26 protein-coding genes are annotated in these 25879 nt (G+C 71.7%); 15 read left to right on the top strand and 11 right to left on the bottom strand.

Going from position 1 to position 25879, the window contains the following annotated elements; translation table 11 throughout:
• The first annotated feature begins 38 nt into the window (after nt 1-38).
• A complete protein-coding gene (locus OG746_RS23585) occupies nt 39-755 on the top strand; it encodes a TetR/AcrR family transcriptional regulator (protein ID WP_266717603.1) in 717 nt (238 codons plus the stop codon).
• 12 nt (nt 756-767) lie between these two features.
• Here OG746_RS23585 and OG746_RS23590 read toward each other — a convergent pair whose 3' ends face one another.
• Together OG746_RS23590 and OG746_RS23595 are read right to left on the bottom strand one after the other, a co-directional pair.
• On the bottom strand, nt 768-2378 hold the full coding sequence (locus OG746_RS23590; RefSeq protein ID WP_266717605.1) for an alpha-amylase family glycosyl hydrolase: 1611 nt from the start codon (nt 2376-2378) through the stop codon (nt 768-770).
• Nucleotides 2379-2411: 33 nt separating this feature from the next.
• Complete coding sequence (locus OG746_RS23595; protein ID WP_266717606.1) at nt 2412-3224, bottom strand: endonuclease/exonuclease/phosphatase family protein; 813 nt, start codon at nt 3222-3224, stop codon at nt 2412-2414.
• 179 nt (nt 3225-3403) lie between these two features.
• Here OG746_RS23595 and OG746_RS23600 point away from each other — a divergent pair, with 179 nt between their 5' ends.
• The 3 genes from OG746_RS23600 to OG746_RS23610 all read left to right on the top strand — a co-directional run bounded on the left by OG746_RS23600 (nt 3404) and on the right by OG746_RS23610 (nt 6253).
• Nucleotides 3404-5506 carry a glycoside hydrolase family 3 N-terminal domain-containing protein gene (locus OG746_RS23600; RefSeq protein ID WP_266719150.1) on the top strand — a complete coding sequence of 701 codons (2103 nt, stop codon included), beginning with the start codon at nt 3404-3406 and terminating at the stop codon, nt 5504-5506.
• A 132-nt stretch (nt 5507-5638) separates the two neighbouring features.
• Nucleotides 5639-5836, top strand: coding sequence for an antitoxin (locus tag OG746_RS23605; RefSeq protein WP_266717607.1), 198 nt, complete (start codon nt 5639-5641; stop codon nt 5834-5836).
• 102 nt (nt 5837-5938) lie between these two features.
• The gene (locus OG746_RS23610; RefSeq protein ID WP_266717608.1) at nt 5939-6253 is read left to right on the top strand and encodes an EthD family reductase; all 315 of its coding nucleotides are present in this window, start codon (nt 5939-5941) and stop codon (nt 6251-6253) included.
• A 28-nt stretch (nt 6254-6281) separates the two neighbouring features.
• On the opposite strand, the gene OG746_RS23615 is transcribed toward OG746_RS23610, so the two are convergent.
• The 7 genes from OG746_RS23615 to OG746_RS23645 form a co-directional block, all read right to left on the bottom strand.
• Entirely contained in the window at nt 6282-7457 is a 1176-nt protein-coding gene (locus tag OG746_RS23615) for a pyridoxal phosphate-dependent aminotransferase (protein ID WP_266717610.1), read from the bottom strand.
• Nucleotides 7458-7566: 109 nt separating this feature from the next.
• Nucleotides 7567-7863, bottom strand: a complete 297-nt coding sequence (catC, locus tag OG746_RS23620) for a muconolactone Delta-isomerase (protein WP_266717612.1) — start codon at nt 7861-7863, stop codon at nt 7567-7569.
• 6 nt (nt 7864-7869) lie between these two features.
• Entirely contained in the window at nt 7870-8724 is an 855-nt protein-coding gene (catA, locus tag OG746_RS23625) for a catechol 1,2-dioxygenase (RefSeq protein ID WP_266717614.1), read from the bottom strand.
• A 42-nt stretch (nt 8725-8766) separates the two neighbouring features.
• Nucleotides 8767-9870 (bottom strand): mandelate racemase/muconate lactonizing enzyme family protein, encoded by a 1104-nt coding sequence (locus OG746_RS23630; protein ID WP_266717616.1) that lies wholly within the window; start codon nt 9868-9870, stop codon nt 8767-8769.
• A 16-nt stretch (nt 9871-9886) separates the two neighbouring features.
• On the bottom strand, nt 9887-10795 hold the full coding sequence (locus tag OG746_RS23635) for a LysR substrate-binding domain-containing protein (protein WP_266717618.1): 909 nt from the start codon (nt 10793-10795) through the stop codon (nt 9887-9889).
• A gap of 185 nt (nt 10796-10980) precedes the next feature.
• Nucleotides 10981-12003, bottom strand: coding sequence for a hypothetical protein (locus tag OG746_RS23640; RefSeq protein WP_266717620.1), 1023 nt, complete (start codon nt 12001-12003; stop codon nt 10981-10983).
• 120 nt (nt 12004-12123) lie between these two features.
• The gene (locus OG746_RS23645) at nt 12124-12759 is read right to left on the bottom strand and encodes a TetR/AcrR family transcriptional regulator (RefSeq protein WP_266717622.1); all 636 of its coding nucleotides are present in this window, start codon (nt 12757-12759) and stop codon (nt 12124-12126) included.
• Nucleotides 12760-12842: 83 nt separating this feature from the next.
• Here OG746_RS23645 and OG746_RS23650 point away from each other — a divergent pair, with 83 nt between their 5' ends.
• The 10 genes from OG746_RS23650 (at nt 12843) to OG746_RS23695 (ending at nt 23411) form a co-directional block, all read left to right on the top strand.
• The gene (locus OG746_RS23650; protein ID WP_266717623.1) at nt 12843-13823 is read left to right on the top strand and encodes an aldo/keto reductase; all 981 of its coding nucleotides are present in this window, start codon (nt 12843-12845) and stop codon (nt 13821-13823) included.
• 173 nt (nt 13824-13996) lie between these two features.
• Nucleotides 13997-14872: a universal stress protein gene (locus OG746_RS23655; RefSeq protein ID WP_266717625.1), complete on the top strand. Its 876-nt coding sequence runs from the start codon at nt 13997-13999 to the stop codon at nt 14870-14872.
• Between the two features lie 212 nt (nt 14873-15084).
• A complete protein-coding gene (locus tag OG746_RS23660; protein ID WP_266717627.1) occupies nt 15085-15852 on the top strand; it encodes a crotonase/enoyl-CoA hydratase family protein in 768 nt (255 codons plus the stop codon).
• Nucleotides 15849-16994: a CaiB/BaiF CoA transferase family protein gene (locus tag OG746_RS23665; protein WP_266717629.1), complete on the top strand. Its 1146-nt coding sequence runs from the start codon at nt 15849-15851 to the stop codon at nt 16992-16994. The genes OG746_RS23660 and OG746_RS23665 overlap by 4 nt, the downstream gene beginning before the upstream one ends.
• Before the next feature lie 23 nt (nt 16995-17017).
• Complete coding sequence (locus tag OG746_RS23670) at nt 17018-18697, top strand: class I adenylate-forming enzyme family protein (RefSeq protein ID WP_266717631.1); 1680 nt, start codon at nt 17018-17020, stop codon at nt 18695-18697.
• Nucleotides 18694-19596 carry an acyl-CoA thioesterase gene (locus OG746_RS23675; RefSeq protein WP_266717633.1) on the top strand — a complete coding sequence of 301 codons (903 nt, stop codon included), beginning with the start codon at nt 18694-18696 and terminating at the stop codon, nt 19594-19596. Before OG746_RS23670 ends, OG746_RS23675 begins: the two co-directional genes overlap by 4 nt.
• 91 nt (nt 19597-19687) lie before the next feature.
• The gene (locus OG746_RS23680) at nt 19688-20845 is read left to right on the top strand and encodes an acyl-CoA dehydrogenase family protein (protein WP_266717634.1); all 1158 of its coding nucleotides are present in this window, start codon (nt 19688-19690) and stop codon (nt 20843-20845) included.
• Nucleotides 20846-20889: 44 nt separating this feature from the next.
• Nucleotides 20890-21648 carry a 3-hydroxyacyl-CoA dehydrogenase gene (locus tag OG746_RS23685; protein ID WP_266717636.1) on the top strand — a complete coding sequence of 253 codons (759 nt, stop codon included), beginning with the start codon at nt 20890-20892 and terminating at the stop codon, nt 21646-21648.
• Nucleotides 21649-21696: 48 nt separating this feature from the next.
• Nucleotides 21697-22857, top strand: coding sequence for a thiolase family protein (locus tag OG746_RS23690; protein ID WP_266717638.1), 1161 nt, complete (start codon nt 21697-21699; stop codon nt 22855-22857).
• 53 nt (nt 22858-22910) lie between these two features.
• Nucleotides 22911-23411: a nuclear transport factor 2 family protein gene (locus tag OG746_RS23695; protein WP_266717640.1), complete on the top strand. Its 501-nt coding sequence runs from the start codon at nt 22911-22913 to the stop codon at nt 23409-23411.
• On the opposite strand, the gene paaI is transcribed toward OG746_RS23695, so the two are convergent.
• Nucleotides 23392-23772: a hydroxyphenylacetyl-CoA thioesterase PaaI gene (gene paaI, locus OG746_RS23700; RefSeq protein WP_266719152.1), complete on the bottom strand. Its 381-nt coding sequence runs from the start codon at nt 23770-23772 to the stop codon at nt 23392-23394. The two genes, OG746_RS23695 and paaI, sit on opposite strands and share 20 nt — an antisense overlap.
• A 213-nt stretch (nt 23773-23985) precedes the next feature.
• On the opposite strand from paaI, the gene OG746_RS23705 reads away from it, so the two are divergent.
• Entirely contained in the window at nt 23986-24669 is a 684-nt protein-coding gene (locus OG746_RS23705) for a GAF and ANTAR domain-containing protein (RefSeq protein WP_266717642.1), read from the top strand.
• Between the two features lie 37 nt (nt 24670-24706).
• Here OG746_RS23705 and OG746_RS23710 read toward each other — a convergent pair whose 3' ends face one another.
• Nucleotides 24707-25837 carry an NDMA-dependent alcohol dehydrogenase gene (locus OG746_RS23710; RefSeq protein ID WP_266717644.1) on the bottom strand — a complete coding sequence of 377 codons (1131 nt, stop codon included), beginning with the start codon at nt 25835-25837 and terminating at the stop codon, nt 24707-24709.
• Nucleotides 25838-25879: the final 42 nt, after the last annotated feature.

A 25879-nucleotide genomic window follows, 5' to 3' on the forward strand; every position in this document is an offset into this window, starting at 1 on the left:
ATATCCCCGATCCGGTAATTCTGACAAGGGTGGAAGAGATGGTTGCCTCCGAGGAACGCCGCCCGCGCCGTAGGGCCGATGCAGAGCGCAGCAGGACCCAGGTGCTCGACGCGGCGGCCCGACTGCTCCGGCGGCAGCCCGACGCGGGGATGGCGGCCATCGCGCAGGCCGCAGGTGTCACCCGGCAGACGGTCTATGCCCACTTCTCCTCGCGCGAGGGTCTGGTCAGGGCCGCGGTCGACCGGATGACGGCGGAGTCTGTCACCGCGCTCGAAGCCGCGATGCTCGACGAGGGATCGGCCACGGCGGCGTTGTTGAGGTTCCTCGACGCGTCCTGGCGGTCGTTCGAGGAGAATGCCCCGCTCCTCCAGGCCGCCGCCCCGCCCCCGCAGCCCGGCGACCGAGCCGAGCGGGACCGCGAAGAGGACCGGGACCGCGAAGAGGACCGGGACCGCGAAGAGGATCGGGGTCGCGAAAAGGGCCGGGGTCGCGAAAAGGGCCGGGGTCGTGAAGAGGACCGGGACCGCGAACTCCATGAACCCGTCACGGAACGTCTCGCCCGGCTCGTCGAACGGGGGCAACAGGCAGGCGAGTTCACCCCGGACCTCCCCACGCACTGGCTGGTCGCCTCGACGGTCGCCCTCGGCCACGCCGCGGGCGACGAGGCGACCTCCGGCCGCATGACACACGCCGACGCCGAGGCCGCCTTCCGCCTGAGCGTCCTCCGCCTCTTCGGCGCCCCGCCCACGTCGTAGGAGCGGCCCGGCTCAGACCTCGAAGATCCCGAAGCCGAACCCGGCCGCCCGCACCGCTCCTTCGGCCACCTCGACACCCTGCGCGAGCAGCGGCGTCGCGGCCCGGCCCGCGTACTCGGACGGCAGGTCGAACGTGGTGGCGTCGCGGCCCGGGTTGACGATGACCAGGTGGTGCTCACCCCGTACGTACACCAGCGGATACCCGTCGTGCAGCACACGGGTCGCGCCACGCGAGCCCAACTCCGGGCGCGACGTGCGCAGTTCGATCAGGCGTCGGACCAGGTGCAGGAGTGAGTCGGGGTCGGCCCGCTGGTCCGCGACGTTCGGCCGGTCCGGGGCCTGGTCGAGCGGCAGGTACAGCTTGTCGGCCCGGGCGGTGGAGAAGCCCGCGTTCTCGGTGCCGTCCCACCGCATCGGCGTACGCGAGCCGGCCCGGTTGTAGCGCGGGCCGAGCCGGCTGCCCTCGTGGTCGGGCAGGCCGGGGACGTAGCGCATGCCGATCTCGTCGCCGTAGTAGATCGCCGGCAGCGTCGGCCAGGTCAGCTGGAAGGCGAACGCGGTGGGGAGTTGCTCCGGCGTGCGTGGGCCGCAGCACAGGCGGGAGAAGTCGTGGTTGGCGGTGGGCAGGCAGGCGAACCCGGCGTCGCCGATGGTGTCGGTGGTCGAGCGCCAGATGTCGAGGAACGTCCGCGGGGAGCCCTGGGCCTCCGCCCCGAAATACGGCTCCAGAGGCTCCCAGGGCTCGCTGACCGTGCCCTCGAAGTTGTTCCAGAGGGACCGCAGGGCGATGCCGTCCCGGACCGGGCCGAACTGGAGGAAGAAGTCACCGTGGAAACCGGCGGGGACCGAGGTCGCCGGGTCGCCCCACTCGGAGAGCAGCGCGGCGTGCGGGTGCGCGGTGTCCAGCCAGCCGCGCAGCTCCCGCCACAGCGCCGAGGTCGCCGACTGGTCGGGGTCGTCCTTGACCAGCGACGCCGCCATGTCGACGCGGAAGCCCGACAGGCCGAGCGACAGCCAGTGGTCCATCACGTCGCGCAGCGCCTGCCGGTTGGCGCGCGGCCCCTCGGCGTCCACCGGGAGGCGCCACGGTTCGGCCGGATCCTGGCGCGCGTAGCCGAAGTTGAGGGCGGGCTGCGACTCGAAGAAATTCGGCAGGTAGAAGCCGGGGCGGCTGCCGGGGGAGGCGACGAAGCCGTCGGGGAGCGTGGCCGGGTCCTCGGGGTTCGCCCAGATGTAGCGCTGGTCTGCGGGGTCGTTCGCGGACGCCGTGAACCACGGGTGCGCGTCGGAGGTGTGCCCGGCCACCAGGTCGAGCAGGACGCGGATGCCGCGGCTCCGGGCGGCCTCGACGAGGCGGGCCAGGTCGTCGTTGGTTCCGTAGCGGGGCGCGACGGAGAAGTAGTCGCTGACGTCGTATCCGGCGTCGAGGGACGGGGACGCGAAGCAGGGGTTGAGCCACACAGTGTTCACGCCGAGCCAGGACAGATGGTCGAGCCGCGATTCGATCCCTGCGAAGTCGCCGATGCCGTCCCCGTCGGAGTCGGCGAAGCTCTGCGGATAGATCTGGTAGAGCACGGCGTCGGCGAGCCACTCGGTGGCGGGGCGTCGGTCGGACTGCGACACGGTGAACGTCCTTTGGGATGCGGGTGGTTGTGGTCAGCGGGCGGGCGTGCGCGGGACTCGAATCTCCGCACGCACCGGCAGGTGGTCCGTCGGACGCAGGCCGTCCCGGGTGAACTCGTCGAGCACGACCTCGCGGACCCGCGTGCCCGGTGACACGAGGATCCAGTCGATGCGCTCGCCGTCCGGCTCCGGAGTGCCGTAGTCGTGGAATGTGCCGAGGGCCGGCCCGCGCCGCTCGGCCACCTCCCAGGCGTCCACCAGGTCCGCCGCGTCGAGCAGCGCCGCGTGCACGTCGCCTCCCGCGGCGGTGTTGAAGTCGCCGGTCACGATGCGGGGGAGACCGAGGGCGAGGGTGTGAAGACGGTCCGCGAGGAGGTGGGCGGCGCGGGTACGCGCGTGCGCGCTCGCGTGGTCGAAGTGCGTGTTCGCGGCGAGGAGTTCGGCGCCGGTCACGAGGTCGCGCAGCCGCAGCCACGTCACCATGCGCGGGCAGCCCCCGCCCCAGGTCTCCGAGCCCGCCACGTCCGGTGTGTCGGACAGCCAGAAGTCGCCGTGCTCCAGGGCCTCGAAGCGCTCGCGGTCGTAGCCGACGGCCATGAACTCGCCGCTCTCGCCGCCCTCCCTGCCCTGGCCCACCCACGCGTAGCGCTCCCGCCCGAGATCGTCGGCGAGCTCGCGCAGCGGCTCCCGCAGGCCCTCCTGCGTACCGAGCAGATGGGGCCGCGCAGCGCGCAGCAACTCCGCGACGAGCGGGCGGCGCCCGCGCCACGGACGGGGTGAACCGGGCCAGTCCACATGCAGGTTGAGCGTCATGACCCGGAGCAGCCCCGATTCGTCGTCCGTCATGGGAAACCTCCGGGAAGGCCCGGTGGGGGGCCTTGTCGCCACCAATTGAATGCGCTTACATTCATGCCGCGCGAGAACGTTAACTTCGCGGACATCGATACGGCAACAGGCAGAGAAGGCTTCGAGGTCACCCCGTGCTGCGAGCGTACGAACCACAAGTCAAGGAACTGCTGGACCGGATGACGGTCCAGGAGAAACTGGGGCAGCTCCAGCAGCTGACGTGGACCGGCGAGACAGGACCCGGCGGCGGGCAGACCGCCGAGACGGAGGAGGCCGCGCGGGCGGGACGGCTCGGCTCCGTCCTGAACATCCACGGCGCGGCGCACACCAACGCGCTCCAGCGGATCGCCGTCGAGGAGTCCAGGCTCGGCATCCCGCTCCTCTTCGGCCTCGACGTGATCCACGGCTTCTGGACCACGTTCCCGATCCCGCTCGCCCAGGCCGCGGCCTTCGACCCCGAGGTGTCCAGGAGCGACGCCGAGGTGGCGAACGCCGAGACCAGGACGAACGGGGTGCGCTGGACGTTCGCCCCGATGATGGACGTGACGCACGAGCCGCGCTGGGGCCGGATCGCCGAGGGCTCCGGGGAGGACCCGTACCTCAACGCGGTCTACGCCGTCGCCAAGATCCGGGCCCACCAGGGCGCGGCCGACGGCAGCGAACTCGCGCACGACGACCGGCTCGCCGCCTGCGCCAAGCACTTCGTCGCGTACGGCGGCGCGGAGGGCGGCCGCGACTACAACACGGTCGACATGTCCGAACAGCGGCTGCGCAACCACTACTTGCCGCCCTTCAAGGCCGTGGTCGACGCGGGCGCGGCCACCGTGATGGCCGCGTTCAACACGGTCGGCGGCGTCCCCGCGCACGGCAACGCGCACACGATGCAGGCGATCCTCAAGGACGAGTGGGACTTCGACGGCTTCGTGGTCAGCGACTACACGGGCGTCCAGGAGCTGATCGCGCACGGCTTCGCGGAGGACGGCGCGGACGCGGCCGCCCTCGCGTTCACCGCGGGGATGGACATGGAGATGGTCTCCACGAACATCACCGAACACGGCGAGAGCCTGGTCGCGTCGGGTGCGCTGCCGCTCGGCCGCCTGGACGACGCCGTCGCCCGGGTCCTGCGCCTGAAGTACGCGCTCGGCCTGTTCGACACCCCGTACTGCGACGAGTCCGCCGAGATCACCGAACCGGGCCCCGCAGCACGCGTGGCCGCCCGTGCGGCGGCCGCGCGCTGCATGGTGCTGCTCAAGAACGAGGACTCGGCGCTGCCGCTCGCGCCGGACGTCGGATCGGTCGCCGTCGTCGGCCCCTTCGCCGACTCGGCCGACCTGCACGGCACATGGGCGGGCCCCGGCTGCCGCCGCTTCCCGTCGGTGAGCGTCGTGGACGCGGTGCGGGACGCGGCGCCGTCGGCTTTGGTGACGCACGCGGGCACGGACCCCTCGGAGGCGGCCGACGCGGCCCGCGAGGCGGACGTCACCGTGGTCGTCGTGGGGGAGGACCCGGCGCTCAGCGGCGAGGCCGCGGCCCGCGCCGACATCGGACTGCCCGCGGGCCAGGAGGAGCTGATCGCCGCGGTCGCCGCGACCGGCAAGCCGTACGTGGTGGTCCTCGTCAACGGCAGGCCGCTGGTCCTCGGCGACTGGTACGACGCGGCGCCCGCCGTCCTCGAGGCCTGGCACGGCGGCATCGAGGCGGGAAGCGCCGTCGCCGACGCCCTGTTCGGCGCGGTGAACCCGGGCGGCAAGCTGCCGGTGACGTTCCCGCGCGCGGTGGGCCAGATCCCCGTCTACTACAACCACGAGAGCACGGGCCGCCCCTACGACCCGGACGAGAAGTACACCTCGAAATACCTCGACCTGGAGGACGGCCCGCGCCTGCCCTTCGGCCACGGCCTGAGCTATACGACGTTCACGACATCGGCCCCGACACTGACCCGCGAGTCGCTCACCAGGGACGAGCTGAGCGACGGCGCCACGGTCGAGGTCACCGTCACGGTCACCAACACCGGCGACCGCATCGGAGACGAGACCGTCCAGCTGTACGTCCACGACGTCGCGGCCAGCATCGCCCAGCCCGTCCGCAAGCTCCGCGGCTTCCGACGCGTCACCCTCGCCCCCGGCGCCACCACCACGGTCACCTTCCCCCTCGGCGAGGAGGACCTGGGCTTCTGGACCAACGACCCGGCGGGCACCTTCCGCGTCGAGCGGGGACGGTTCGACGTGTACGCGGGGACCAGCTCGACGACGCGCGCGTACGGGACGCTGCGCGTGCTGTGACCTGTAGCGCGCCCGGGACCCCGGCCCGCGGGGCCCCCGGGCGCTCCTTCCCGCCACGCAGCTGCGCGCGCATGCGAGCAACGCCCACAGGGGTGATCCTGGATGACAGGAGAGGTCCACGAGGAGGTTGCAATGTCTGCGATGGACAAGATCAAACAGATGATCAAGGGGCGCGAGTCCCAGGCCGGCAAGGGCATCGACATGGCGGGCGACGCCGTGGACAAGAAGACCGGGAACAAGTACAGCTCCCAGGTCGACTCCGCCCAGGACCAGGCCAAGAAGTATCTGGGAGCGGACAAGGGCAAGGGGCAGGACGAGTCGCAGAAGTAGCCGGACTGCTCCGTCCCGGCCGGGGAAGGTGACAGTGGTGCGGGAGGGCCGTGTCGACACGGCCCTCTACTTGAGCGGACCGTGCCACGAGGAGGCCGACCGATGTACCGGATGACCGTCATCTACGATCACCCCGCCGACCCCGAGAAGTTCCTGAAGTACTACCGGGAGGTGCACGCGCCGCTGGCTTCGGGGACGCCGGGGCTGCGGTCCTTCCAGTGGAGCGTGTCCGAGATGCCCGACGGCTCGCGGCCGCCGCACTTCGTGGTGGCGGCGCTCGACTGGGACTCCAAGGAGGACGCGCTCGCCGCGCTCGCCACACCGGCCGGTAAGGCGGGCGCCGACGACATCGCCAACTTCGTCGCGCCGGGCGGGGTCACCGTGAGCTTCTCGGAGGTCATCACCTACCCGCTCTGAGGGCGCGGCCCACGCCGCCCGGGTCGGGTCACCGCAGGGTGGCCACGAACCTGCCCAACCGCTCGATGCCCTCGCGCAGTTCATCGGCCGACGCCGCGTACGACAGCCGTACGTGCGTGTCGGCCGTGTGCGTGCCGAAGTCGCGGCCCGGCGTGAGGGCGACGTGCGCCTCCTGAAGGGCCCGCTCGCAGAACTCCCATGAGGTGAGGCCGGTGCCGCCGACGTCGAAGTAGACGTAGAAGGCGCCGTCGGGCGGGACCGGGACGGGCAGGCCGATCCGCCGCAGGCCGTCGAGGACGAGCGCGCGCCGCTCGCCGAACTCGGCGCGGCGCTCCTCGCAGACCGCGAGGGACGCCGGGGTGAAGCACTCCAGAGCGGCCTGCTGGGCGGGGGCCGAGGCGCACAGGAAGTAGTTCTGGGCGAGCCGCTCCAGCGCGGGGACCAGCTCCTTCGGCGCGATGCACCAGCCGAGCCGCCAGCCGGTCATGCCGAAGTACTTCGAGAAGCTGTTGATGACGATGGCGTCGGGGTCGACCGACAGTGCGCTGCGCGGCGGCCGGCCGTGCTCGTCGTGGTCGCTGAGGTCGAGGTAGATCTCGTCGACGATCCGCCACGCGTCGCGCTCGCGTGCGAACCGGCAGATCGCGTCGAGTTCCTCGATCGGCGCGGAGGTCCCGGTCGGGTTCGAAGGCGTGGCGACCATGACGCCCGAAGTCCGGTCCGTCCAGTGCTTCCGCACCGATGCCGCGTCCAACTGGAAGCGGGTCTCCGCGGCCGTCGGTACGAGGGTGACGTGCGCGCCGAAGCTCTCGACGATCTGCCGGTTGCACGGGTACGAGGGGTCCCCGATCAGCACCTCGTCGCCGGCGTCGACGAGGGCCGCGGTCGCCAGCACCAGGGCGGCGGAGGCGCCGGCGGTCACGACGACGCGCGACGGGTCGACCTCGACGTGGTGCCGCTCCCGGTAGAAGCCGGCGATCGCCTCCCTGAGCGCGGGCAGGCCCAGCGCCTGCGTGTAGGGCAGCGGCCGCCCGTCCATGGCCTCGCGCATCGCCTCCCGCACCGCAGGGGGCGCCCCGAAGTCCGGTTCCCCGATGCTGAGTTTGACGACGTGGTGGCCCTCGGCCTCCAGCGCCGCGGCCTGCTTGCCGAACTCCATCGCGTAGAACGGGGCGACGTTCCGCGCGCGTTGCGAGATCTTCATGCCGCGACCTCCGTCACGATCACGGCCGGGAGCTCGGAGCTGCTCCAGCTGGTCAGGGCGGGCCGTCCGGGCGTTTTCGCGGTGGTGTCGGGCATGGCGTGATCATATTTCAGGGGGCGGGGTCCCCGGCGGCGAGGTCCGACGGATGCTGGGCGAGCGGTGTCACCTCGATGGACATGAAGGGGAACAGTGGGAGGTTCCACAGGATGCGGTGCAGCGTCTCGTTGTCGGCGACGTCGAAGACGCTGAGGTTGGAGTACTGGCCGACACATCGCCAGATGTGCACCCACTCACCGGACTTCTGCAGCTCATGGCAGTAGGCCTTCTCGCGGGCCACCAGGTCGGCGCGGTCGTCCGGCGCGAGATCGCGCGGGATGTCGACGTCCATGCGTACAGCGAACAGCATCGTGCATCACGCCTTGTCGAGAACGAAGTCGTACGTCACCTCGCGCCCGTCGCCCGCGGCGACCGGCGTCGGATCGAGGATCAGCTCGGGCTTGACGGCGTCGGCGATGTCGTCGGACACGTGCTCGCCGCCCTTGAAGTACAGCTGGGTGGTGATGAGTTGGTGGTCGGGAGCCGACACCTTGAGGTGCAGATGGGCCGGGCGCCAGGCGTGCCAGCCCGCGGCCGAGATGAGCTGGCCGCAGGAGCCGTCGGTGGGGATCTGGTACGGGGCCGGCTGCACCGTGTGGATCTTGAAGTTGCCCTGCTCGTCGGCGGCGACCGTGCCGCGCAGGTTCCACTCCGGCAGGCCGGGAGCGTACTGGGAGTAGAAGCCGTCGTCGTCGGCGTGCCACATCTCGACGGTGGCGCCGGAAAGGGGGGTGCCGTCGACGGTGCGCACCTGGCCCTGGAACAGCAGGGGTGTGCCGCCCTCGTCCTCGCGCATCGGCAGGGTGGCCTCGGCGGGCAGCTCCGGCGCGTCGGGGACGTAGTACGGGCCCTCGATGGTGCCCTTGCTGCCCTCCCGGTCCTCGTTCGCGACCTCCTCGACGACGTGCTCGACCCACACGTCGAGGAACAGCGGCCACTCGCCGTCCTCGCCGACCTGGATCAGCCACGACTTGAGAGCGTCGTACTCGGCGTAGGTCACCTTGTGGCGGCGGATGATGTCGTGGGTGGCGCCCAGGAGTTCGGAGACGAGGGTGTTCACCCGCGCGGTGTCGGCGGCCGGGGCCCCGGCGCGCTGCTTGCTGCGGAACTGGTCGGTGGCCGCGTTGCCCGATGCGGCGGCCGTGGCCTGCTCTGTGGCGGTGTCGGTCATGATGTGTCCCGTCCTTGATGGGGTGGAGGTGCGTCGGGTGTGTCAGACGTCCTGGCGGTAGCGGGCCAGCTTCTCGGGGTCGATGTCGATCCCGAGGCCCGCGCCCTCGCGGACGCGCAGCGTCCCGTCCGCGATGGTGAGCGGCTCGGTGAGCAGGTCGTCGGACATGTCGAGGAAGTTGGAGAGTTCACCGGCGTGCAGCGAGGAAGTGCGGTGGGCGGCGCCGAACGCGACGGAGCACAACGTGCCGATCTGCCCGTCGATCTGATTGCCCATCACCACCTCGACGCCGAGGCCCTCGCACTGGTGCAGCACCCGCTGGGAGGCGGTGAAACCGGTGCGGGCGGTCTTGATGCTGATGGCGGTCGCCGAGCCACTGAGCAGCTCGCGGGTGACCTCGGCTGCCCGGGTCGCGCTCTCGTCGGCGATGAAGGGGACCTGGCTCTGCGCGACGAGCCACCGCCGCCCCAACACGTCGTCGGCGGGGCAGAGTTCCTCCGCGAACGTCAGGTCCAGGTCGGCCATCTCGCGCAGGGCGCGGGCCGCGTCGGACGGCGACCAGCCGCGGTTGCCGTCGACGTAGAGCTCCACGTCCGGGCCGAGTGCCGTACGCAGCGCCCGGCAGGCGGCGACGTCCTCGGAGTACGGGTTGCGGCCGACCTTCACCTTGAAGGTGGTGATGCCGTACGTGTCCCGGATCCGTTCGGCCTCGGCGACCATCGCGTCGGCCGGGGCGAAGCCGACCATGTGGCTGACGCGCATCCGGTCGCCGAAGCCGCCGAGAAGGCCGGACACCGGCAGTCCCGCGTGCTGGCCGAGCAGGTCCCACAGGGCCATGTCGATGGCGGCCTTGGCGGCCGGGTTGCCCACGGTCCGGTCGAGGCGGGCGTGCACCATCTCCCGTTCCAGGACGGTGAGTCCGAGGATCTGCGGCGTGAAGATCTTCTCGATCACCGCGACGACGGACTCCTGCGTCTCGCCGTACGTGTAGGGGCGCGGCGGCGCCTCGGCGGTTCCCACCAGGCCCTCGTCGGTGTGCACGCGGACCAGTACGTGGTCGGCGGTGTGCACCTCGCCGCTCGCGAAACGCAGCGGCTTGACGTAGGGAATGGCAAAGGGAATGGCCTCCACCTTGACGATCTTCATGGCATTCCCTCGGTCCTCATAGGGTTTCCTCGGTCTCTCTCGCAAGCAGGTCGTGCCGCTCCAGGACGTCAAGGAGCTGCCGGATCAGTGGTGTCTCGTCCTCGGGGCGCCAGGCCAGTGCCAGCGGCACGGTCAGCGCGTCCTCGATCGCCCGGCACACGACGCCCTCGCGGGGCGCGGAGCGGATCGAGGCGGGCAGCACCGCCACCCCGAGACCGGCGGCGACCAGGGCGAGCGCGGCCGAGGTCTCGGTGACCTCGTACGCGCGGTGCGGATAGAAACCCGAGGCCAGGCAGGAGCGGACGACGGCGTCGTTGACGACGGAGCCGAGCGTCGCGCCGTACATGATGAAGTCCTCGTGGCGCAGCTGCTCGACGCGGATGTCCTGGGCTTCGGCGAGCCGGTGACCCTCCGGTACGGCCGCGATGAGCGGCTCGTCGGCGATCAGCCGGTGCGCGATGCCCTCCTGGCGGATGGGCGGGCGCAGCACGCCGACGTCGAGGCGCCGCTCGATGAGGCCGAGCTCCTGGGCGGGCGTCAGCATCTCCGTGTGCACCTCCATCCGTACGTGCGGCATCTCCTGTTTCACCAGCCGTGCCAGGGACGGCAGTTGGCGGTACGAGGCGGACCCGGTCAGGCCGACCCGGAGCACCCCCTCGACGCCGGTGGCGAACCGACCCACGCGGGCCACCGCCTCGTCGACGGATTTGAGGATGCGCTCCACATCGGTGCGGAACACCTCGCCCGCGCCGGTCAGGGACACCTGCCGGGTGGTGCGGGTGAACAGCTCCACACCCAGTTCCGTCTCCAGGCGACGGATCGCCTGGGAGAGCGGCGGCTGAGCCATGTGCAGCGCCTGCGCGGCCTTGCCGAAGTGACGTGTCTCGGCGACGGCCGCGAAGTAGCGCAGGTGCCTCAATTCCATCCGACTGCCCCTTTGTTGCGGATCGGCGGGGCCCTCGTTGCGCTTCAGCGTAGGGAGCGGACCCCATACCCCACAAATATCTTGTTGCAGGGTATTGAGAGGTCCGCGATATCAATAGCCCCCGGGTCAGCCTCGGGGGGAGGGGCGCAGGATGATCGAGCTGGGCGCCACCCAGAAGACCGGCCTCACTCGTACATCACGTACGACGGGCGCGGGCGCAGGCCGAGGACCTGGTCGGGGGTCATCAGGTGGGTGCCGCCCTCGGTGTCCTCCTCGAGGAACAGCTTGAAACCGGTGCGGAGCCGGTCGGGCATCTTGTCGACCAGGCGGTCCCAGGTGTGCCGTTTGAGCTGGGGGCTGCCTATGCCGTCGGCACTCTTGATCACGGCTACTCCGTCGGGGACGTCGAGCGCCGCTTCGTCGTGGACGACCGACTCCGCGACCTGGTGGTAGACGAACGCCTTCTCCGGCAGGTCGTGGTGGTCCACGAGCGAGGCGAGATGGTCGGCGATCCGGGTGAGTTCGGACCCGCTGGTGTGTCCGTACGTGTCGCCGGGGATCTGGCCGGTATCCATCTCCCACTCGGGGTCGAGTGCGATGCCCACGTCCGGCCGGACGAGCCACTTCTCCAGGGCCTTCACCTCGTCGAGGGCGTCCGCGCGGCCGGGTTGGATGTTGAGCAGCAGCAGCGCCTTGTGTCGGCGCGCGGCCTCGTGGAAGGTGCGGATCGTCTCGTCGGGCGTGCGCGTGCGGTACGTGCCGTCGGGGCCCGCGCCGGGGTTGGCGACGGTGGCGAGCAGTTCGAGGACGGGCAGCACGCGGCGGCCGTCGGCGTACGCGCGCCCGCGCCGTTCGAGCTCCGCGACACGGTCGTCGAGGTCACCCGTGCCGAGCCGGCCGAGCGCGGTCGCGCCCGGCAGCCCGCAGTAGCCGACGAGCCGGTGCTCGGGGAACAACCGGCGCCCGCCGCGCGGCAGTTCGGGGCGGTGGTGGGTGGGGCTGGGTGAGGGGGACCGCGAGGACTTCGAGGGTCCGCGTGCCGCCTTCTCGGTACCGGAGGGCCGGTCGTCGGCCCCGGACGTGCCGCATCCGCCGATGAGCGCGGCCGCGGAGGTCGCCCCCGCGGCGAGCAGCACCCGCCGCCGCGAACCTCCCGCCCCGGGGTCCGTGCTGTCGTCCCGGCCGGCGCTGTGACCGACTGTCCGCATCTGGCCTCCCCACGTAGTGATCATCGTCCGTGGGGTGCCTTGCCGACGAGTGCGATGCGAAACGTGTGCGGGATACGCATGCGGTGCTGATCGGCCACGCGGCCGGGGGTAGGGGTGGAGCTACGCGGACGCGGCCCCGGTGTCCGTCTCCTCGCACGGGCGCAGTGCGTCCACCACGAGGTCGAGCAGCGGACCGACGCGGTCCGCGCGGTCGCCCGCCGTCGTGGACAGGAACACGCCGAGCAGCATGGTGATCACGTCGTCGGCGGGTACGTCGCCGCGCAGCGTGCCCGCGCGCGAGCCGGCGTCCAGGAACGAGGTGACCGCGGCGGTCAGCCGCTCCCGGGTGTTCGCCGTGACGCCACGCCCGGAGGCCGGGGCGAGAGCGAGGCTGCCGGCCATCGCGCGCTTCGTCGTGACGAGGTCCGCGTACCGGTTCATCCATGCCCGCAGCGCGTCCTGCGGCGGCAGCTCGCCGAGCAGGGGTTCGACGGCGTCGGTCACGGCGTCCAGCTCGGCGGAGTAGACGGCCTCGACGAGGGCCTCACGGGTGGGGAAGTGCCGGTAGAGGGTGCCGATGCCGACCCCCGCCTCCCGGGCGATCGCCTCCAGCGCCACCGTCGTGTCGTCCCGGGTGAAGGCGGTACGGGCGGTGGTGAGGAGTCTCTCCCGGTTGCGGCGCGCGTCCGCGCGGGCGGGGCGGTCGGCCTTGCCCCCGCTGGGCGCCGGGTTCGGGTCATTCGTGGACGCAGGCAAAGCGGAGGCTCCTCCGGTTGTGCTACCTTCGACGTAACGGAGGTTCCTCCGTTTCCTCTATCTTCGCACGAGGCGGGATTCCCATGACCTCTTCCGCGTCTTCTTCTGCTTCCTCTCCCTCCACTTCCTCACCCTCCGCCGTCACCGCGAACGGCACCCCGCGCCCCGGCGGCGCCGGACGGCTCTTCGGCCGGGACGTCTCGCGCGTCGGATTCGGCGCGATGCAGATGCCCCGCCTGGACCCGGACCGCGCCGCGGCCGTCGCGCTGCTGCGCCGCGCCGTCGAGCTGGGCATCGACCACATCGACACCGCCCAGTTCTACGGGCACGGTTTCTCCAACGAGATCATCCGCGAGGCGCTGCGCCCCGAGGACGACGTCCTCGTCGTCAGCAAGGTCGGCGCCACCCCCGACTCCGAAGGACCGCTGCCGCTGCGGCTCGCCCAACGGCCCGAGGAACTGCGGGCCGGCGTCGAGGACAACCTCAAGAGCCTCGGCGTCGACCAGGTCCCACTGGTCAACCTGCGCCGCGCCGAGACAGGCCCCGGACTGCGGGCCGAGGGCGACCAGATCGTCGACATCGACGACCAGCTCGCCGTCATGACCGCCCTGCGCGACGAGGGCAAGATCGGCGCCATCGGGCTCAGCAATGTGGGCATCGACGAACTGCGCCGGGGCCTGCCCGCCGGGATCGCCTGCGTACAGAACGCCTACAGCCTCGTGGCCCGCGGCGACGAGGAGATGCTGCGGCTCTGCCTCGACGAGGGCATCGCCTGGGTGCCCTACTTCCCGCTGGGCAGCGCCTTCCCCGGCATGCCCAAGGTCACGGACGAGCCCGCCGTCACCGCGGCCGCCGAGAAGCTGGGCGCGTCCCCGGCCCAGGTCGGCCTCGCCTGGCTGCTGCACCACGCCCCGAACGTCCTGCTGATCCCGGGCACCGCGAACGCCGACCACCTCGCGGCGAACGTCGAAGCGGGCGCGCTCGCCCTCGACGCGGCGACGCTGGCCGAGCTGGACGCGGTGCCGACGCGATCGGGCGACATCGAGATCGAGGACCACGAGTGAGCGGTTCACGAGTGAGCGGTTGACGGCGGCGTTCGGGCCTGGATGCCGGGTCCGAACGCCGCCGTACGCGCAGGGCTCCCGGCCGCCCCGCCGTGCGAGCGACCGCTCCCCGGGTCAGTCTGGAGAGCGGAGCCACGCAGGCAGGACGGCAGAGCCGACGAGGGAGCGCACACATGGCGGGCCACGTGCTGGTCGGGGCCGATGGATCGGATTCGAGCCTGGAGGCGGTCGCGGTCGCCGCTCACGAGGCGCGGCGGCGCGGGCTCGGTGTGCGCGTCCTGAACGCGTTCACCTGGCCGATGCTGAAGTTTCGGCACGGCTCGTCGTCCGAGGAGACGGCGGAGCCGGCCCTGCGCCGTCGGGCCGAGGAGATCGTGGCGGCGGCGGTCGAGCGGGTCCGCACCGAGGAGCCCGGCCTCGCCCCGGTCGAGGGCGAAGTCGTCACGGGCGAAGCGCTCACCGTCCTGGCCGCCCGCTCGCGCGACGCCGACCTGATCGTCGTCGGCAGCCGCGGCCTGGGCGCCTTCTCCGGCCTGCTGATCGGCTCGGTCGCCGTGCACCTCGCCGCGCACGCGGACTGCCCGGTCCTCGTCGTACGCGGCCGAGCCCGGCCGGAGGGCCCCGTCGCGGTCGCCGTCGACGGCTCGGACGCTGCGAAGACGGCGGTCGAGGAGGCCTTCGACGAGGCCGCGCACCGCGGGGCGGAGCTGCTCGCCGTGCACGTGTGGAACACCTGGAGCGGCACGGGCCCCGCGGGCCCCGGCGCCCCCGCGCCGCTCTGGTACGACACGGACAAGCTGCGCGAGGACAGCGAGCAGACGCTGTCCGGGGCGCTGGCCGCCGGCCGGATCCGCCACCCCGATGTCGAGGTGGAGGCGCGCTCGGTGCACGGCCGGGTGCGCCCGAGCCTGATCGAGACCTCGCAGGAGGCGAGCCTCCTCGTGGTCGGCGCGCGCGGCCGGGGCGGCTTCCAGGGGCTGCTGCTCGGCTCGGTCAGCCAGGCGCTGCTGCACCACGGGGACTGCCCGGTCCTCGTCACGCGCCGCTGACGGGCCGACAGTTCCCTCCAGGCGGCCGCGCGGCGCGAACACCCCTGCCGTCCCCCGGAATTGATCACGGGTCTGGACAGCCCGGCACCCACCCTCGTAGCTTAACGAATGTTCAATGCGGGGTGGGTGAGGCCGAGCCGTGCCGGGCGGAGCGGTCGTCGGCCGCTCCGTCGCAGCGTACGCAGTCCGCGACCCACTCCGGGAGCCCCGCAATGACCGACGCCGTGCTCAGCGAATTCCGTGCCGACGGGATCACCGTCATCACGCTCAACCGCCCCGAGGCCCGCAACGCGGTCAACCGTGTCGTCGCCGAAGGCGTGGCCGCCGCGCTCGACGAACTCGACCGCAGGGACGACCAGGTGGTCGGCGTGATCACCGGCGCGGGCGGCAGCTTCTGCTCCGGGATGGACCTCAAGGCGTTCCTCACGGGCGAGACCCCGAGCATCGAGGGACGCGGCCTCGCCGGCATCACCGAGGCGCCGCCGCGCAAGCCGATCGTCGCCGCCGTCGAGGGATACGCCCTGGCCGGCGGCTGCGAGATCGCGCTCGCCTGCGACATGGTCGTGGCGGCGAGCGACGCCAAGTTCGGGATACCCGAGGTCAAGCGGGGGCTCGTCGCCGCGGCGGGCGGGCTGTTGCGGCTGCCGCGGCGCATCCCGTACTCCGTCGCCCTGGAGATCGCCCTGACCGGCGACTTCCTGGACGCCGCCCGCGCCCACACCTACGGCCTCGTCAACCGGGTCACCGAACCCGGCGCCGCGCTCGACGGCGCGCTCGCACTCGCCCGCGCCATCGCAGCCAACGGACCGCTCGCCGTCCGCGCCACCAAGGAGATCGTCGCGAACGCGCCCAACTGGCCCGCGGACGAGGAGTGGCAGCGCATGCGGGAGATCGCGGGACCGGTGATGGAATCCGACGACGCGCGTGAAGGGGCCCGCGCCTTCGCCGAGAAGCGCGCCCCGCGCTGGACCGGCCGGTGAGCGCCGGACCGCTCGCCGGGATCCGGATCGTGGAGCTGGGCGGCATCGGGCCCGCCCCGTTCTGCGGGATGCTGCTCGCCGACCTCGGCGCCGAGGTCATCAGGGTCGACCGCCCCGCAGAGACCGGGAAGGACAGCCCCCACCCCGTCATCCTGCGGGGCCGCAGCTCCGTCGCCGTCAACCTCAAGGACACCGAAGGTGCCGCCCTCGTACGGGAGTTGATCGGGCGCTCCGACGCCGTCATCGAGGGGTTCCGGCCCGGCGTCGCCGAACGCCTCGGCCTCGGCCCCGACGTCCTGCTCGCCGCGAACCCGAAGCTCGTGTACGGGCGGATGACCGGCTGGGGGCAGGACGGTCCGCTCGCCCAGGAGCCCGGGCACGACATCAACTACATAGCCGTAGCAGGGGCGTTGCACACCATGGGGCCCGCCGACGGGGACCCCGTGCCGCCGCTCAACCTCGTGGGCGACTTCGGCGGGGGCGGCATGCTGCTCGCGCTCGGCCTCGTAAGCGCGCTGCTGCACGCCCGCACCAGCGGCGTGGGACAGGTCGTCGACGCCGCCATGACCGACGGCACCGCGCTGCTGCTCGCCATGACGTACGGGTTCCTGGCCAAGGGCGGCTGGCAGGACCGGCGCGGCGTCAACATGCTCGACGGCGGCGCCCCCTTCTATGCCGTGTACCGCTGCGCCGACGACCGGCACGTCGCCGTCGGCGCCATCGAGCCGCAGTTCTACGCGGCGCTGCTGCGCGTCCTGGACCTCGTAGACGACGAGCGGTTCGCGCGCCAGCACGACCGTGCCAACTGGGCTTTGATGAAGGACGAGTTGGCGCGCCTCTTCGCCACACGCACCCGCGACGAATGGGCCCGCGCCTTCGACGGGCAGGGCGCCTGCGTGTCCCCGGTCCTGTCGCTGAACGAGGCGCCCGAGCACCCCCACAACAGCGCCCGCTCGACCTACCGGCGCGGCCCCCACGGCGGTCCCGAACCCTCGCCCGCGCCGCGCTTCACCACCACACCACCCGGCGAGCCCGCCCCCGCCCCGTGCGTCGGCGCCGACACCACGGAGGTCCTCACCACACTGGCCGGACTCGCCCCCGACGACATCGACACACTCCGCGAGAAGGGAATCGTCGGTTGACGACGCGCTACGTGCCCCCGGGCATGCCCCAGAGCCTCAGCTACCCCGACGCCGCCGTCGGCGACCTGCTCGCCGGAACCGCCCACCGCCACCCCGACCGCACGGCCCTGCGCGACGGCGAACTCACCTTCACCTACAGCGAGATGTACGACACCGCGCTGCGGCTGGCCGCCGGACTGCGCGCACGGGGCGTCGGGCACGGCGACGCCGTCGCGCTGCACCAGCCCAACTCGGCCTGGTTCACCGTCTCGTACTACGCCGTCCTGCTGGCCGGCGCGGTCGTCGTGCCCCTCAACCCGGCCCTGCCGCCCGCGGCATTGCGCGAGCAGCTCGACGAGGCGCGGGCCGTCGCCGCGTTCACCCACCCGGTGACCGCGCCCGCGCTCACGAAGGCCGCCGCGCCGGGCCTCCGCCTGACCGTCCTCGTCCCGGCGACGGCCACCGCGCCCGCCGCCGACGAGGGCGCCGAGCCCGGCGGCGTACCACTTGAAGAGCTGCTGGCGGCCGAGCCGGGGGAGCGGGTGGCCGTCGGCGGGGACGATCTGGCACACCTGGCCTTCACCGGAGGCACGACAGGGCGCTCCAAGGCGGTCCGCGTGCTGCACCGCAACGTCCTGGCGAACGCCCTCCAGATGGCCTGCTGGCGCGGCGCCGCCGTGCCCGGCACCGACGGCGCGGGCCGGGTGGCGCTCGCATCCGTGCCCGCGGCCCGGACCGCACACACCCTGAACCTGGGCGAGGCCACCGCCGTGGCGCTCGCCCCGCTCTTCCACGCCATGGGGCTCGTCGGTCAGTCCGTCAGCGTGGCGGTGGCCAGCACGGTCGTGATGGCGGGCCGCTTCGAACCCCGCCGGTTCGTGCGGCTCATCGAGGAGCACGGCGTCACCACCGTGCCCGGCTCGCCCGCCCTTTTCCACGCCCTGCTCGCCCTGCCCGGCGTCGAGAAGCTCGACCTCTCCTCGGTGCGCAGCGTCAACTCCGGCGCCGCGCCCGTCGACACGGACACCATGCACCGCCTCGCCACGCTCTTCCCGAACGCCACGATCGTCGAGGGATACGGGCTCACCGAGGCCACCATGGCGCTCGCCGCGCACCCGCTGGTGGACGACAACCCGGTGCCCGAGGGCAGCGTCGGCGCCCCGGTCTTCGACACCGAGGTCGAGATCAGGGAACTCGGCTGCGGCCCCGCCCTGCCCGTCGGCGGGACCGGCGAGGTGTGGGCGCGCGGCCCGCAGATCACCGACGGCTACCAGGGTCACCCCGACCTGACGGCCGAGCAGTTCCAGGACGGCTGGCTGCGCACCGGCGACCTGGGGCGCGTCGACGAGGACGGCTGGCTGTACCTGGTCGGGCGGGCCAAGGACATGCTGATCTACAAGGGGTACAACGTCTATCCGACGCCGCTGGAGGACCTGCTCCACCGGCACCCCGCCGTCGCGGGCGCCAGCGTCATCGGCGCGCCGCGGTCCGGGGTCGGCGAGATCCCCGTCGCGTACGTCGTGCTGCGCTCCGGGCATCGGGCGGGCCCCGAACTGGCCGAGAAACTCATGGCGTTCGTGGCCGAGCACGTCGCCCCGTACCAGCGGCTGCGGGAGATCCACTTCCTGGAAGCCCTTCCGGTCTCGGCCGCCGGGAAGATCCTCAAGACGGACCTGCGGCAGCGGTACGCGGCCGCCGACGGAGCGGGAGTGACACAGGCGTGAGCGGCGGCATGGTCGACGAGGCGACGGCCCGGGACGCGTCCGGGGAGGCGGACATCGCGGCCCCTGCCGCCCTCGGCGAGCTGGGGAAGGGCAGACACGTCCAGGTCGAGGCGGTCGGCGACGGCGCCTACGAGGGGTACTGCCACTCCGGCCGCGCCGCCGCCCGCAGTTACGGCGGCGCCGTCCTCGCCCAGGCCCTGGACGCCGCCCGGCGCAGCGTGGACGAGGACCGGGTCGTGCACTCGCTGCACGCCTACTTCCTGCGCGCCCTGTCGCCCGAGCGGCCCGTGCGCTTCACGCCCGAGGTGGTGCGCGACGGGCGCAGCTACTCGATGCGGCAGGTGACCGGCGTCCAGGACGGCAAGGAGTCCCTTGCCATGAGCGTCTCGTTCAAGCAGCAGCAGCCGGCCGGCAGTTGGCGCCAGCCCGGCATGCCCGAGGTGCCGGGACCCGAGGGCCTGTCCGAAGGCTGGACGCACCGCCCGCACGACCATCCGCTGTACACCTCGACCGCGTACCGCGAAGTGCCGCTGGAGCGGGACCCCGACGCCGGACGCATCGACCGCTACGTCTGGTTGCGCACGGTCGGCGCCATGCCCGACGACCCGGGCCTGCACGCCTGCGTCCTCGCCTACATCTGCGACGCCCCGCTCGCCCCCACCGCCCTGGTGGCCTACGGCGAGCCACGACCCCGCGGCATCGCGCTGGCCTCGCTCGACCACGCCATGTGGTTCCACCGCCCGGTGCGCGTCGACGAGTGGCTGCTGTTCGCGTGCCACAGCGTCGTCGCCGGTGACGGCAGGACCCTGGCGCAGGGCCAATTCTGGACCAGAGAAGGTGAGTTGGTCGCCTCGGTCACCCAGGAGGCGCTCCTCCATGTGCCGCGCGGTGTCTCGTGACGCGCGGGTGAAAGATCCACGGGGACGGGTTGTCAGGGCCCGTCGGCCGACGTAACTTAACGATCGTTCTACACAGGCAGAAGGGGCCGCTGTGCGCCGTACGCTGTTCAACGAGGACCACGAGGCGTTCCGCCGGATGCTGCGGGACTTCATCGCCAAGGAAGTCACCCCCGTCCACCAGGAGTGGGAGGAACAGGGGCACCCGCCGCGCGACTTCTACCGCAGGCTCGGCGAGCTGGGCGTGCTCGGCATCCAGGTGCCGGAGGAGTTCGGCGGCGCGGGCGAGGCCAGCCTCAAGTTCGCGGCCGTCGCGGTCGAGGAGACGACGCGGGCCGGTGTCACCTTCGGCAACTACTCGGTGCACTCGAATCTGATCCTGCCGTACCTGCTGACGTACGCCACGCAGGAACAGAAGGAGCGCTGGCTGCCCGGCTTCGCCTCAGGTGACCTCATGACGGCGATCGCCATGACCGAGCCCGGCACCGGATCCGACCTCGCCAACATCCAGACCAGGGCCGAACGCTCCGCCGACGGCACGCACTACGTCCTCAACGGCGCCAAGACGTTCATCACCGGTGGTGCCCTCGCCGACCTGGTCCTCGTCGTCGCGCGCACCGCGCCCTACGATCCCGAGGACCGCCGCGGCGGCCTGTCGATCCTCGTCGTGGAGTCCGCGAGCGAGGGCTTCTCCGTCGGCCGCAAGCTCCAGAAGATCGGGCTCAAGGCGTCCGACACCGCCGAACTCGCCTTCGTGGACGTCAAGGTGCCGGCCGAGAACCTGCTGGGCGAGGCGGGCAAGGGATTCTCCTACCTGTCCCACAATCTCGCCCAGGAACGCCTGATGATCGCCCTGGGCGGTTCGGGGACGGCCGCTGCGGCGCTGCGCTTCGCCACCGACTACGTGAAGGAGCGCACGGTCTTCGGCAAGCCGGTCGCCCACTTCCAGAACACCAAGTTCGTGCTCGCCGAGTGCGCCACCGAGGTCGAGGCCGCACAGTTGATGGCCGACCGCGCCCTCGAACTGCACGACGAGGGCGAGCTGTCCGTCGCCGACGCCGCGAAGGCGAAGCTGTTCTGCACGGAGGTCGCGGGCCGTGTCATCGACAAGTGCCTTCAGCTGCACGGCGGTTACGGCTACGTCACCGAGTACCCGATCGCTCGCCTGTACGCCGACACCCGTGTCTCGCGCATCTACGGCGGCACCAACGAGGTGATGAAGACCATCATCGCCAAGTCGCTCGGCCTCTGACCCTTCTCCCCTTCTCCACCGCCACGACGAACAAGGGACCTGCCATGCAGATCGACGCCCAGTCCTCCGCCCTGATCACCGGTGGCGCCTCCGGCCTCGGGCGCGCCACCGCCGAGCGGCTCCTCGCCACGGGTGCCAAGGTCGTCATCTTCGACCTGCCCACCTCCGACGGGGAGAACGTCGCCAAGGAGATCGGCGCCACCTTCGTCGCCGGCGACGTCACCAGCGAGGCCGACGCCACCGCCGCCGTCGAGGCAGCCGTCGCGCTCGCCCCGCTGCGCGTCACCGTCAACTGCGCGGGCATCGGCTCCGCCGGGCGCACGGTCGGCAAGGAGGGCCCGTACGTCCTCGACACCTTCCGCAAGGTCGTCGAGATCAACCTGATCGGCACCTTCAACGTCATCCGCCTCGCCGCCCAGGCCATGACAGGCAACGAACCGGTCGAGGGCGAGCGCGGCGTCATCGTCAACACCGCCTCGGTGGCCGCGTTCGACGGGCAGATCGGCCAGTGCGCGTACTCGGCGTCCAAGGGCGGCATCGTCGGCATGACGCTGCCCATCGCCCGCGACCTCGCCCGGATGAACATCCGCGTGATGACCATCGCGCCCGGCCTGTTCGAGACGCCGCTGCTCGGCCGGCTGCCGCAGGAGGCCAAGGACTCGCTCGGCGCGCAGGTGCCGCACCCGGCCCGCCTCGGACAGCCGGCCGAGTACGCGCACATGGTCGAGTCGATCGTCACCAACCCGATGCTCAACGGCGAGACCATCCGCCTCGACGGCGCCATCCGCATGGCCCCCAAGTAGGCCGCCCGCAAACCGCGCCAACCCCCTTATTACGTTGAGGAGTTCACCATGCGTGACGCAGTCATAGTCGACGCCGTACGGACCCCCGTCGGCAAGGGCAAGCCGGGCGGCGCGCTCTCCGACGTCCACCCCGTCGACCTCTCCGCCCATGTCCTGAAGGCCCTCGCCGAGCGCAACGGCCTCGACCCGGCCACCGTCGACGACGTCATCTGGGGCTGCGTGTCCCAGGTCGGCGAGCAGGCGGGCGGCGTCGGCCGGTTCGCGGTGCTCGCCGCCGGCTGGCCCGAGTCCGTGCCGGGCCTGACCATCGACCGCCAGTGCGGCTCCTCGCAGCAGTCCGTGCACCAGGCCGCCGCCGGGGTCATCGCCGGTCAGTACGACATCGCCATCGCGGGCGGCGTCGAGTCCATGTCCCGCGTCCCGATGGGCTCCTCGCGCGCGGGCGGCCAGGCCGGCAAGCCGTTCGGCCCGCTCGTCGGCGAGCGCTACGACCACGTCGTCTTCAACCAGGGCGTCGGCGCCGAGATGATCGCCGAGGAGTTCGGACTCACCCGCGCCGAGCTCGACCAGCACGCCGCCGACTCGCACGAGAAGGCCGCCCGCGCCATCGACGAGGGCCGCTTCAAGAACCAGATCACCCCGGTCACCCTCGCCGACGGCACGCTCTTCGACACCGACGAGGGTGTACGGCGCGGCACGACGGTCGAGAAGCTGTCCGCGCTGAAGACGCCGTTCAAGGAGGACGGGGTCATCTCGGCGGGCAACGCCTCGCAGATCTCCGACGGCGCCGCCGCCCTCCTCGTCACCACGTCCGAGGTGGCCGCGCGCAACGGCTGGACGCCGCTGGCCCGCTTCCATACCGGCACCGTCACCGGCGTCGACCCGATCACCATGCTCAAGGGCCCGATCCCGGCCACCGCCAAGGTCCTGCGGCGCGCGGGCCTCTCGCTCGACGAGATCGGCACGTACGAGATCAACGAGGCCTTCGCCTCCGTCTCCCTCGGCTGGCAGCGCCAGACCGGCGCCGACTACGCCCGCCTGAACCCCAACGGCGGCGCGATGGCCCTCGGCCACCCCCTCGGCGGCTCCGGCGCCCGCCTGATGACCACGCTGGTGCACCACATGAAGGACAACGGCATCCGCTACGGTCTGCAGTCCATGTGCGAGGGCGGCGGCATGGCCAACGCGACGGTGCTCGAACTGCTCTGAGACCGGGGGCGGTGCGGGCGCGTCCTGGCCACGACAGAAGGAGTGAGCAGAGTTTGACCGACCACACCGCCACGCCGGACGACTCCGCCACCGCCCGCCCGCCGCTTCCGCCGTTCACGCGCGAGACGGCCGTGCAGAAGGTGCGTCTGGCGGAGGACGCCTGGAACACCCGTGACCCGCAGCGCGTCTCGCTCGCCTACACGCCGGACAGCCAGTGGCGCAATCGCGCCGAATTCCCGGCCGGGCGCGCCGACATCGTCGCCTTCCTCACGCGCAAGTGGAACCAGGAGCTCGACTACCGGCTGATCAAGGAGTTGTGGGCGTTCGACGGCCACCGCATCGCGGTCCGTTTCGCGTACGAGTGTCACGACGACGCGGGCAACTGGAAGCGCGCGTACGGCAATGAGAACTGGGAGTTCGACGACAACGGGTTGATGCGAAGGCGCCACGCCTCCATCAACGACCTGCCGATCGCCGAGAAGGACCGCGCCTTCCACTGGCCGCTCGGCCGTCGCCCCGACGACCACCCGGGCCTCAGCGACCTGGGCCTCTAGCAACGCTGCGGCTGCGCCCCCGGAACTCGGCGATCACCGACTCCTCGCGCGTCACGCGCACGTCGTAGAGGCCGCTGCGGCCGAAGCGGGTGACCTCGTGGGCGGTGGCCACCAGCACGTCGCCCTCGTGTGCGGGCGCGACGAAGGTGATGTCGGCTCCGGAGGCCACGGTGACGGGGCCCTCGCTGTTGCAGGCGCAGGCGAAGGCCGTGTCGGCGAAGAGGAACATGTAGCCGCCGTGGGCGATGCCGTGGCCGTTGACCATCGACGCCGTCACCTTCATCCGGAGCGTGGCATGTCCCGTGCCGTGCTCCAGGAGTTCGATGCCGAGGAGCTGGGAGGCGAGGTCCGCAGCGAACATGCGCTCTGCGGGGCCCAGTTCGCCGGATTCCGTCACGCTGTCTTCCCTCACGCCGGCTTCCCCTCCCGCTCAATTGCCGACCGACCATTCGGTGTGTGGTGGGGCCAAGCCTGCCACGTCCGCCCCGGACCGCGACAGGTTCCGGTCGGGGCGGACGTGGCAGGCTTGGCCCGTCGCAAGGAACGTACGTACCCCGAAGCCGAGGAGCACGACATGGAATGGCGTGATTTCGCCCTGAATATGGCGTCCATGGCGCGCGAGCTCCTGGCACAGGAGTCCGTGGACGCGACGCTGCACAAGATCACCACATGGGCCGTCGACCAGGTCGAGGGCTGCGACTCGGCGGGCATCCTCGTCCTGCGCAAGGGCGAGGTCGAAACGCTGGCCGCCACCGATCAACTCGTCGTCGACAGCGACCGGCTCCAGGGCCGCCTCCGCGAGGGACCGTGCTTCGACGCGGCGCGCACCGGACACCCCGTGTTCCGCCTCAAGGACCTCTCGACCGAGACGACACGCTGGCGCGAGTACGCCCCGCGCGCCCACGAGCTCGGTATCGGCAGCATGATGGGCTTCCTGCTCTACACCGAGAACGAGGGCGACCTCGGGGCTCTCAACATCTACTCCAAGAAGCCGGGAGCGTTCACGGAGGCCAGTGAGACCGCCGGCTGGCTCCTCGCCTCGCACGCCGCCGTGGCCTTCGCCAGCGCCCGCGAACACGCCTCCCTGTACCGCGCCGTGGAGACCCGACACATCATCGGTGAGGCCATGGGCATCCTGATGGCCGGCCACGACCTGACCGAAGCGGAGGCGTTCGCCACGCTGCGCCGCTACTCGCAGGAGAACAACGTCAAGCTCCGCGACGTGGCCCGCCAGGTGAGCGAACGGGGCGGCCTGTGACCCTCCAGGGACCCGCCCCTCGTCGGCCGGTCCTGGCTCAGTAATCCGCGTCTGTGTAACGGACCACGCCGCGCAGGTTCTTGCCGTCCCGCATGTCCTGGTAACCCTGGTTGATCTCCTCCAGGCGGTAGGTGCGCGTGGTGAGTTCGTCCAGCTTGAGCTGCCCGGTGCGGTACTGCTCGAGGAGGCGGGGGATCTGGGTGCGCGGGCTGATGCCGCCGAAGATGGCGCCCTGGATCCGCTTCTGCATCAGCGCCAGGTCGAAGAGGCCGACCTTGGCGTCGATCTGCGTCATGTCGGCGATGGCCGTCACGACGACCTGGCCGCCCTTGGCGGTCATCGCGAGCGCCGGGGCCAGCTGGTCGCCCTGCAGTTCACCGACGGTCAGGATGACGGTGTGGGCCTGCGCGCCCCAGGTCAGCTCCGCGACAGGACCCGCGGCCTCCTCCATGGAGGCGAAGGTGTGCGTGGCGCCGAACTCCCGTGCCTTGTCCCGCTTGAACTCGACCGGGTCCACCGCGATCACGAACCGCGCGCCGGCCGCCGCCGCGCCCTGCACCGCGTTGATGCCGACGCCGCCGACACCCACGATCACGACCGTGTCGCCCGGCCGGGTGTTGCCGATGGAGACGGCGGAGCCCCAGCCCGTGGAGACGCCGCAGCCCAGCAGTGCGGCCGCCTCCAGCGGCACGTCCTTCTCGATCTTGATGACGGAGGACTGGCTGACGGTGACGTACGGGGCGAACGTGCCCAGCAGACACATCGGCGTGACCGGGGCGCCGCCCGCGGTGCGCGTGCGGAAGGTGTTGTCGGCGATGGACTGCCCGGTGAGCAGGTTGGCGCCCTGGTCGCACAGGTTCTGCAGACCCTGCGAACAGGGGCGGCAGACACCACAGGCCGGGATGAAGCCGAGGACGGCGTGGTCGCCCACCTCGACGCCGGCGACACCGGGGCCGACCTTCGTCACGACACCAGCGCCCTCGTGCCCGCCGAGAAGCGGGTAGGAGGCGGCGAGGTTCGCCCCGCCCCGGAAGTGCTCGTCGGAGTGGCACAGGCCCGAGGCGGCCAGGCGCAGTTGCACCTCGCCCGCGACCGGGTCGCCGACCTCGATCGGCTCGACCGTCCAGTCCTCGCCGGGCTTGTGGAGCAGGGCTCCCTTGGTCTGCATGCGCATCCTCCCTGCTTCGGCAACATTGCCGCGCCCGACCGC

Source organism: Streptomyces sp. NBC_01016 (assembly GCF_026341035.1).
Classification (GTDB): domain Bacteria; phylum Actinomycetota; class Actinomycetes; order Streptomycetales; family Streptomycetaceae; genus Streptomyces.

Coding starts and splice junctions, on each gene's coding strand:
- OG746_RS23585 (WP_266717603.1), top strand. CDS start 39: ATGGTTGCCTCCGAGGAACGCCGCCCGCGCCGTAGGGCCGATGCAGAG.
- OG746_RS23595 (WP_266717606.1), bottom strand. CDS start 3,224: ATGACGGACGACGAATCGGGGCTGCTCCGGGTCATGACGCTCAACCTG.
- OG746_RS23600 (WP_266719150.1), top strand. CDS start 3,404: ATGACGGTCCAGGAGAAACTGGGGCAGCTCCAGCAGCTGACGTGGACC.
- OG746_RS23605 (WP_266717607.1), top strand. CDS start 5,639: ATGTCTGCGATGGACAAGATCAAACAGATGATCAAGGGGCGCGAGTCC.
- OG746_RS23610 (WP_266717608.1), top strand. CDS start 5,939: ATGTACCGGATGACCGTCATCTACGATCACCCCGCCGACCCCGAGAAG.
- OG746_RS23615 (WP_266717610.1), bottom strand. CDS start 7,457: ATGAAGATCTCGCAACGCGCGCGGAACGTCGCCCCGTTCTACGCGATG.
- catC (WP_266717612.1), bottom strand. CDS start 7,863: ATGCTGTTCGCTGTACGCATGGACGTCGACATCCCGCGCGATCTCGCG.
- catA (WP_266717614.1), bottom strand. CDS start 8,724: ATGACCGACACCGCCACAGAGCAGGCCACGGCCGCCGCATCGGGCAAC.
- OG746_RS23630 (WP_266717616.1), bottom strand. CDS start 9,870: ATGAAGATCGTCAAGGTGGAGGCCATTCCCTTTGCCATTCCCTACGTC.
- OG746_RS23635 (WP_266717618.1), bottom strand. CDS start 10,795: ATGGAATTGAGGCACCTGCGCTACTTCGCGGCCGTCGCCGAGACACGT.
- OG746_RS23640 (WP_266717620.1), bottom strand. CDS start 12,003: ATGCGGACAGTCGGTCACAGCGCCGGCCGGGACGACAGCACGGACCCC.
- OG746_RS23650 (WP_266717623.1), top strand. CDS start 12,843: ATGACCTCTTCCGCGTCTTCTTCTGCTTCCTCTCCCTCCACTTCCTCA.
- OG746_RS23655 (WP_266717625.1), top strand. CDS start 13,997: ATGGCGGGCCACGTGCTGGTCGGGGCCGATGGATCGGATTCGAGCCTG.
- OG746_RS23660 (WP_266717627.1), top strand. CDS start 15,085: ATGACCGACGCCGTGCTCAGCGAATTCCGTGCCGACGGGATCACCGTC.
- OG746_RS23670 (WP_266717631.1), top strand. CDS start 17,018: ATGCCCCAGAGCCTCAGCTACCCCGACGCCGCCGTCGGCGACCTGCTC.
- OG746_RS23685 (WP_266717636.1), top strand. CDS start 20,890: ATGCAGATCGACGCCCAGTCCTCCGCCCTGATCACCGGTGGCGCCTCC.
- OG746_RS23690 (WP_266717638.1), top strand. CDS start 21,697: ATGCGTGACGCAGTCATAGTCGACGCCGTACGGACCCCCGTCGGCAAG.
- paaI (WP_266719152.1), bottom strand. CDS start 23,772: ATGTTCGCTGCGGACCTCGCCTCCCAGCTCCTCGGCATCGAACTCCTG.
- OG746_RS23705 (WP_266717642.1), top strand. CDS start 23,986: ATGGAATGGCGTGATTTCGCCCTGAATATGGCGTCCATGGCGCGCGAG.
- OG746_RS23710 (WP_266717644.1), bottom strand. CDS start 25,837: ATGCAGACCAAGGGAGCCCTGCTCCACAAGCCCGGCGAGGACTGGACG.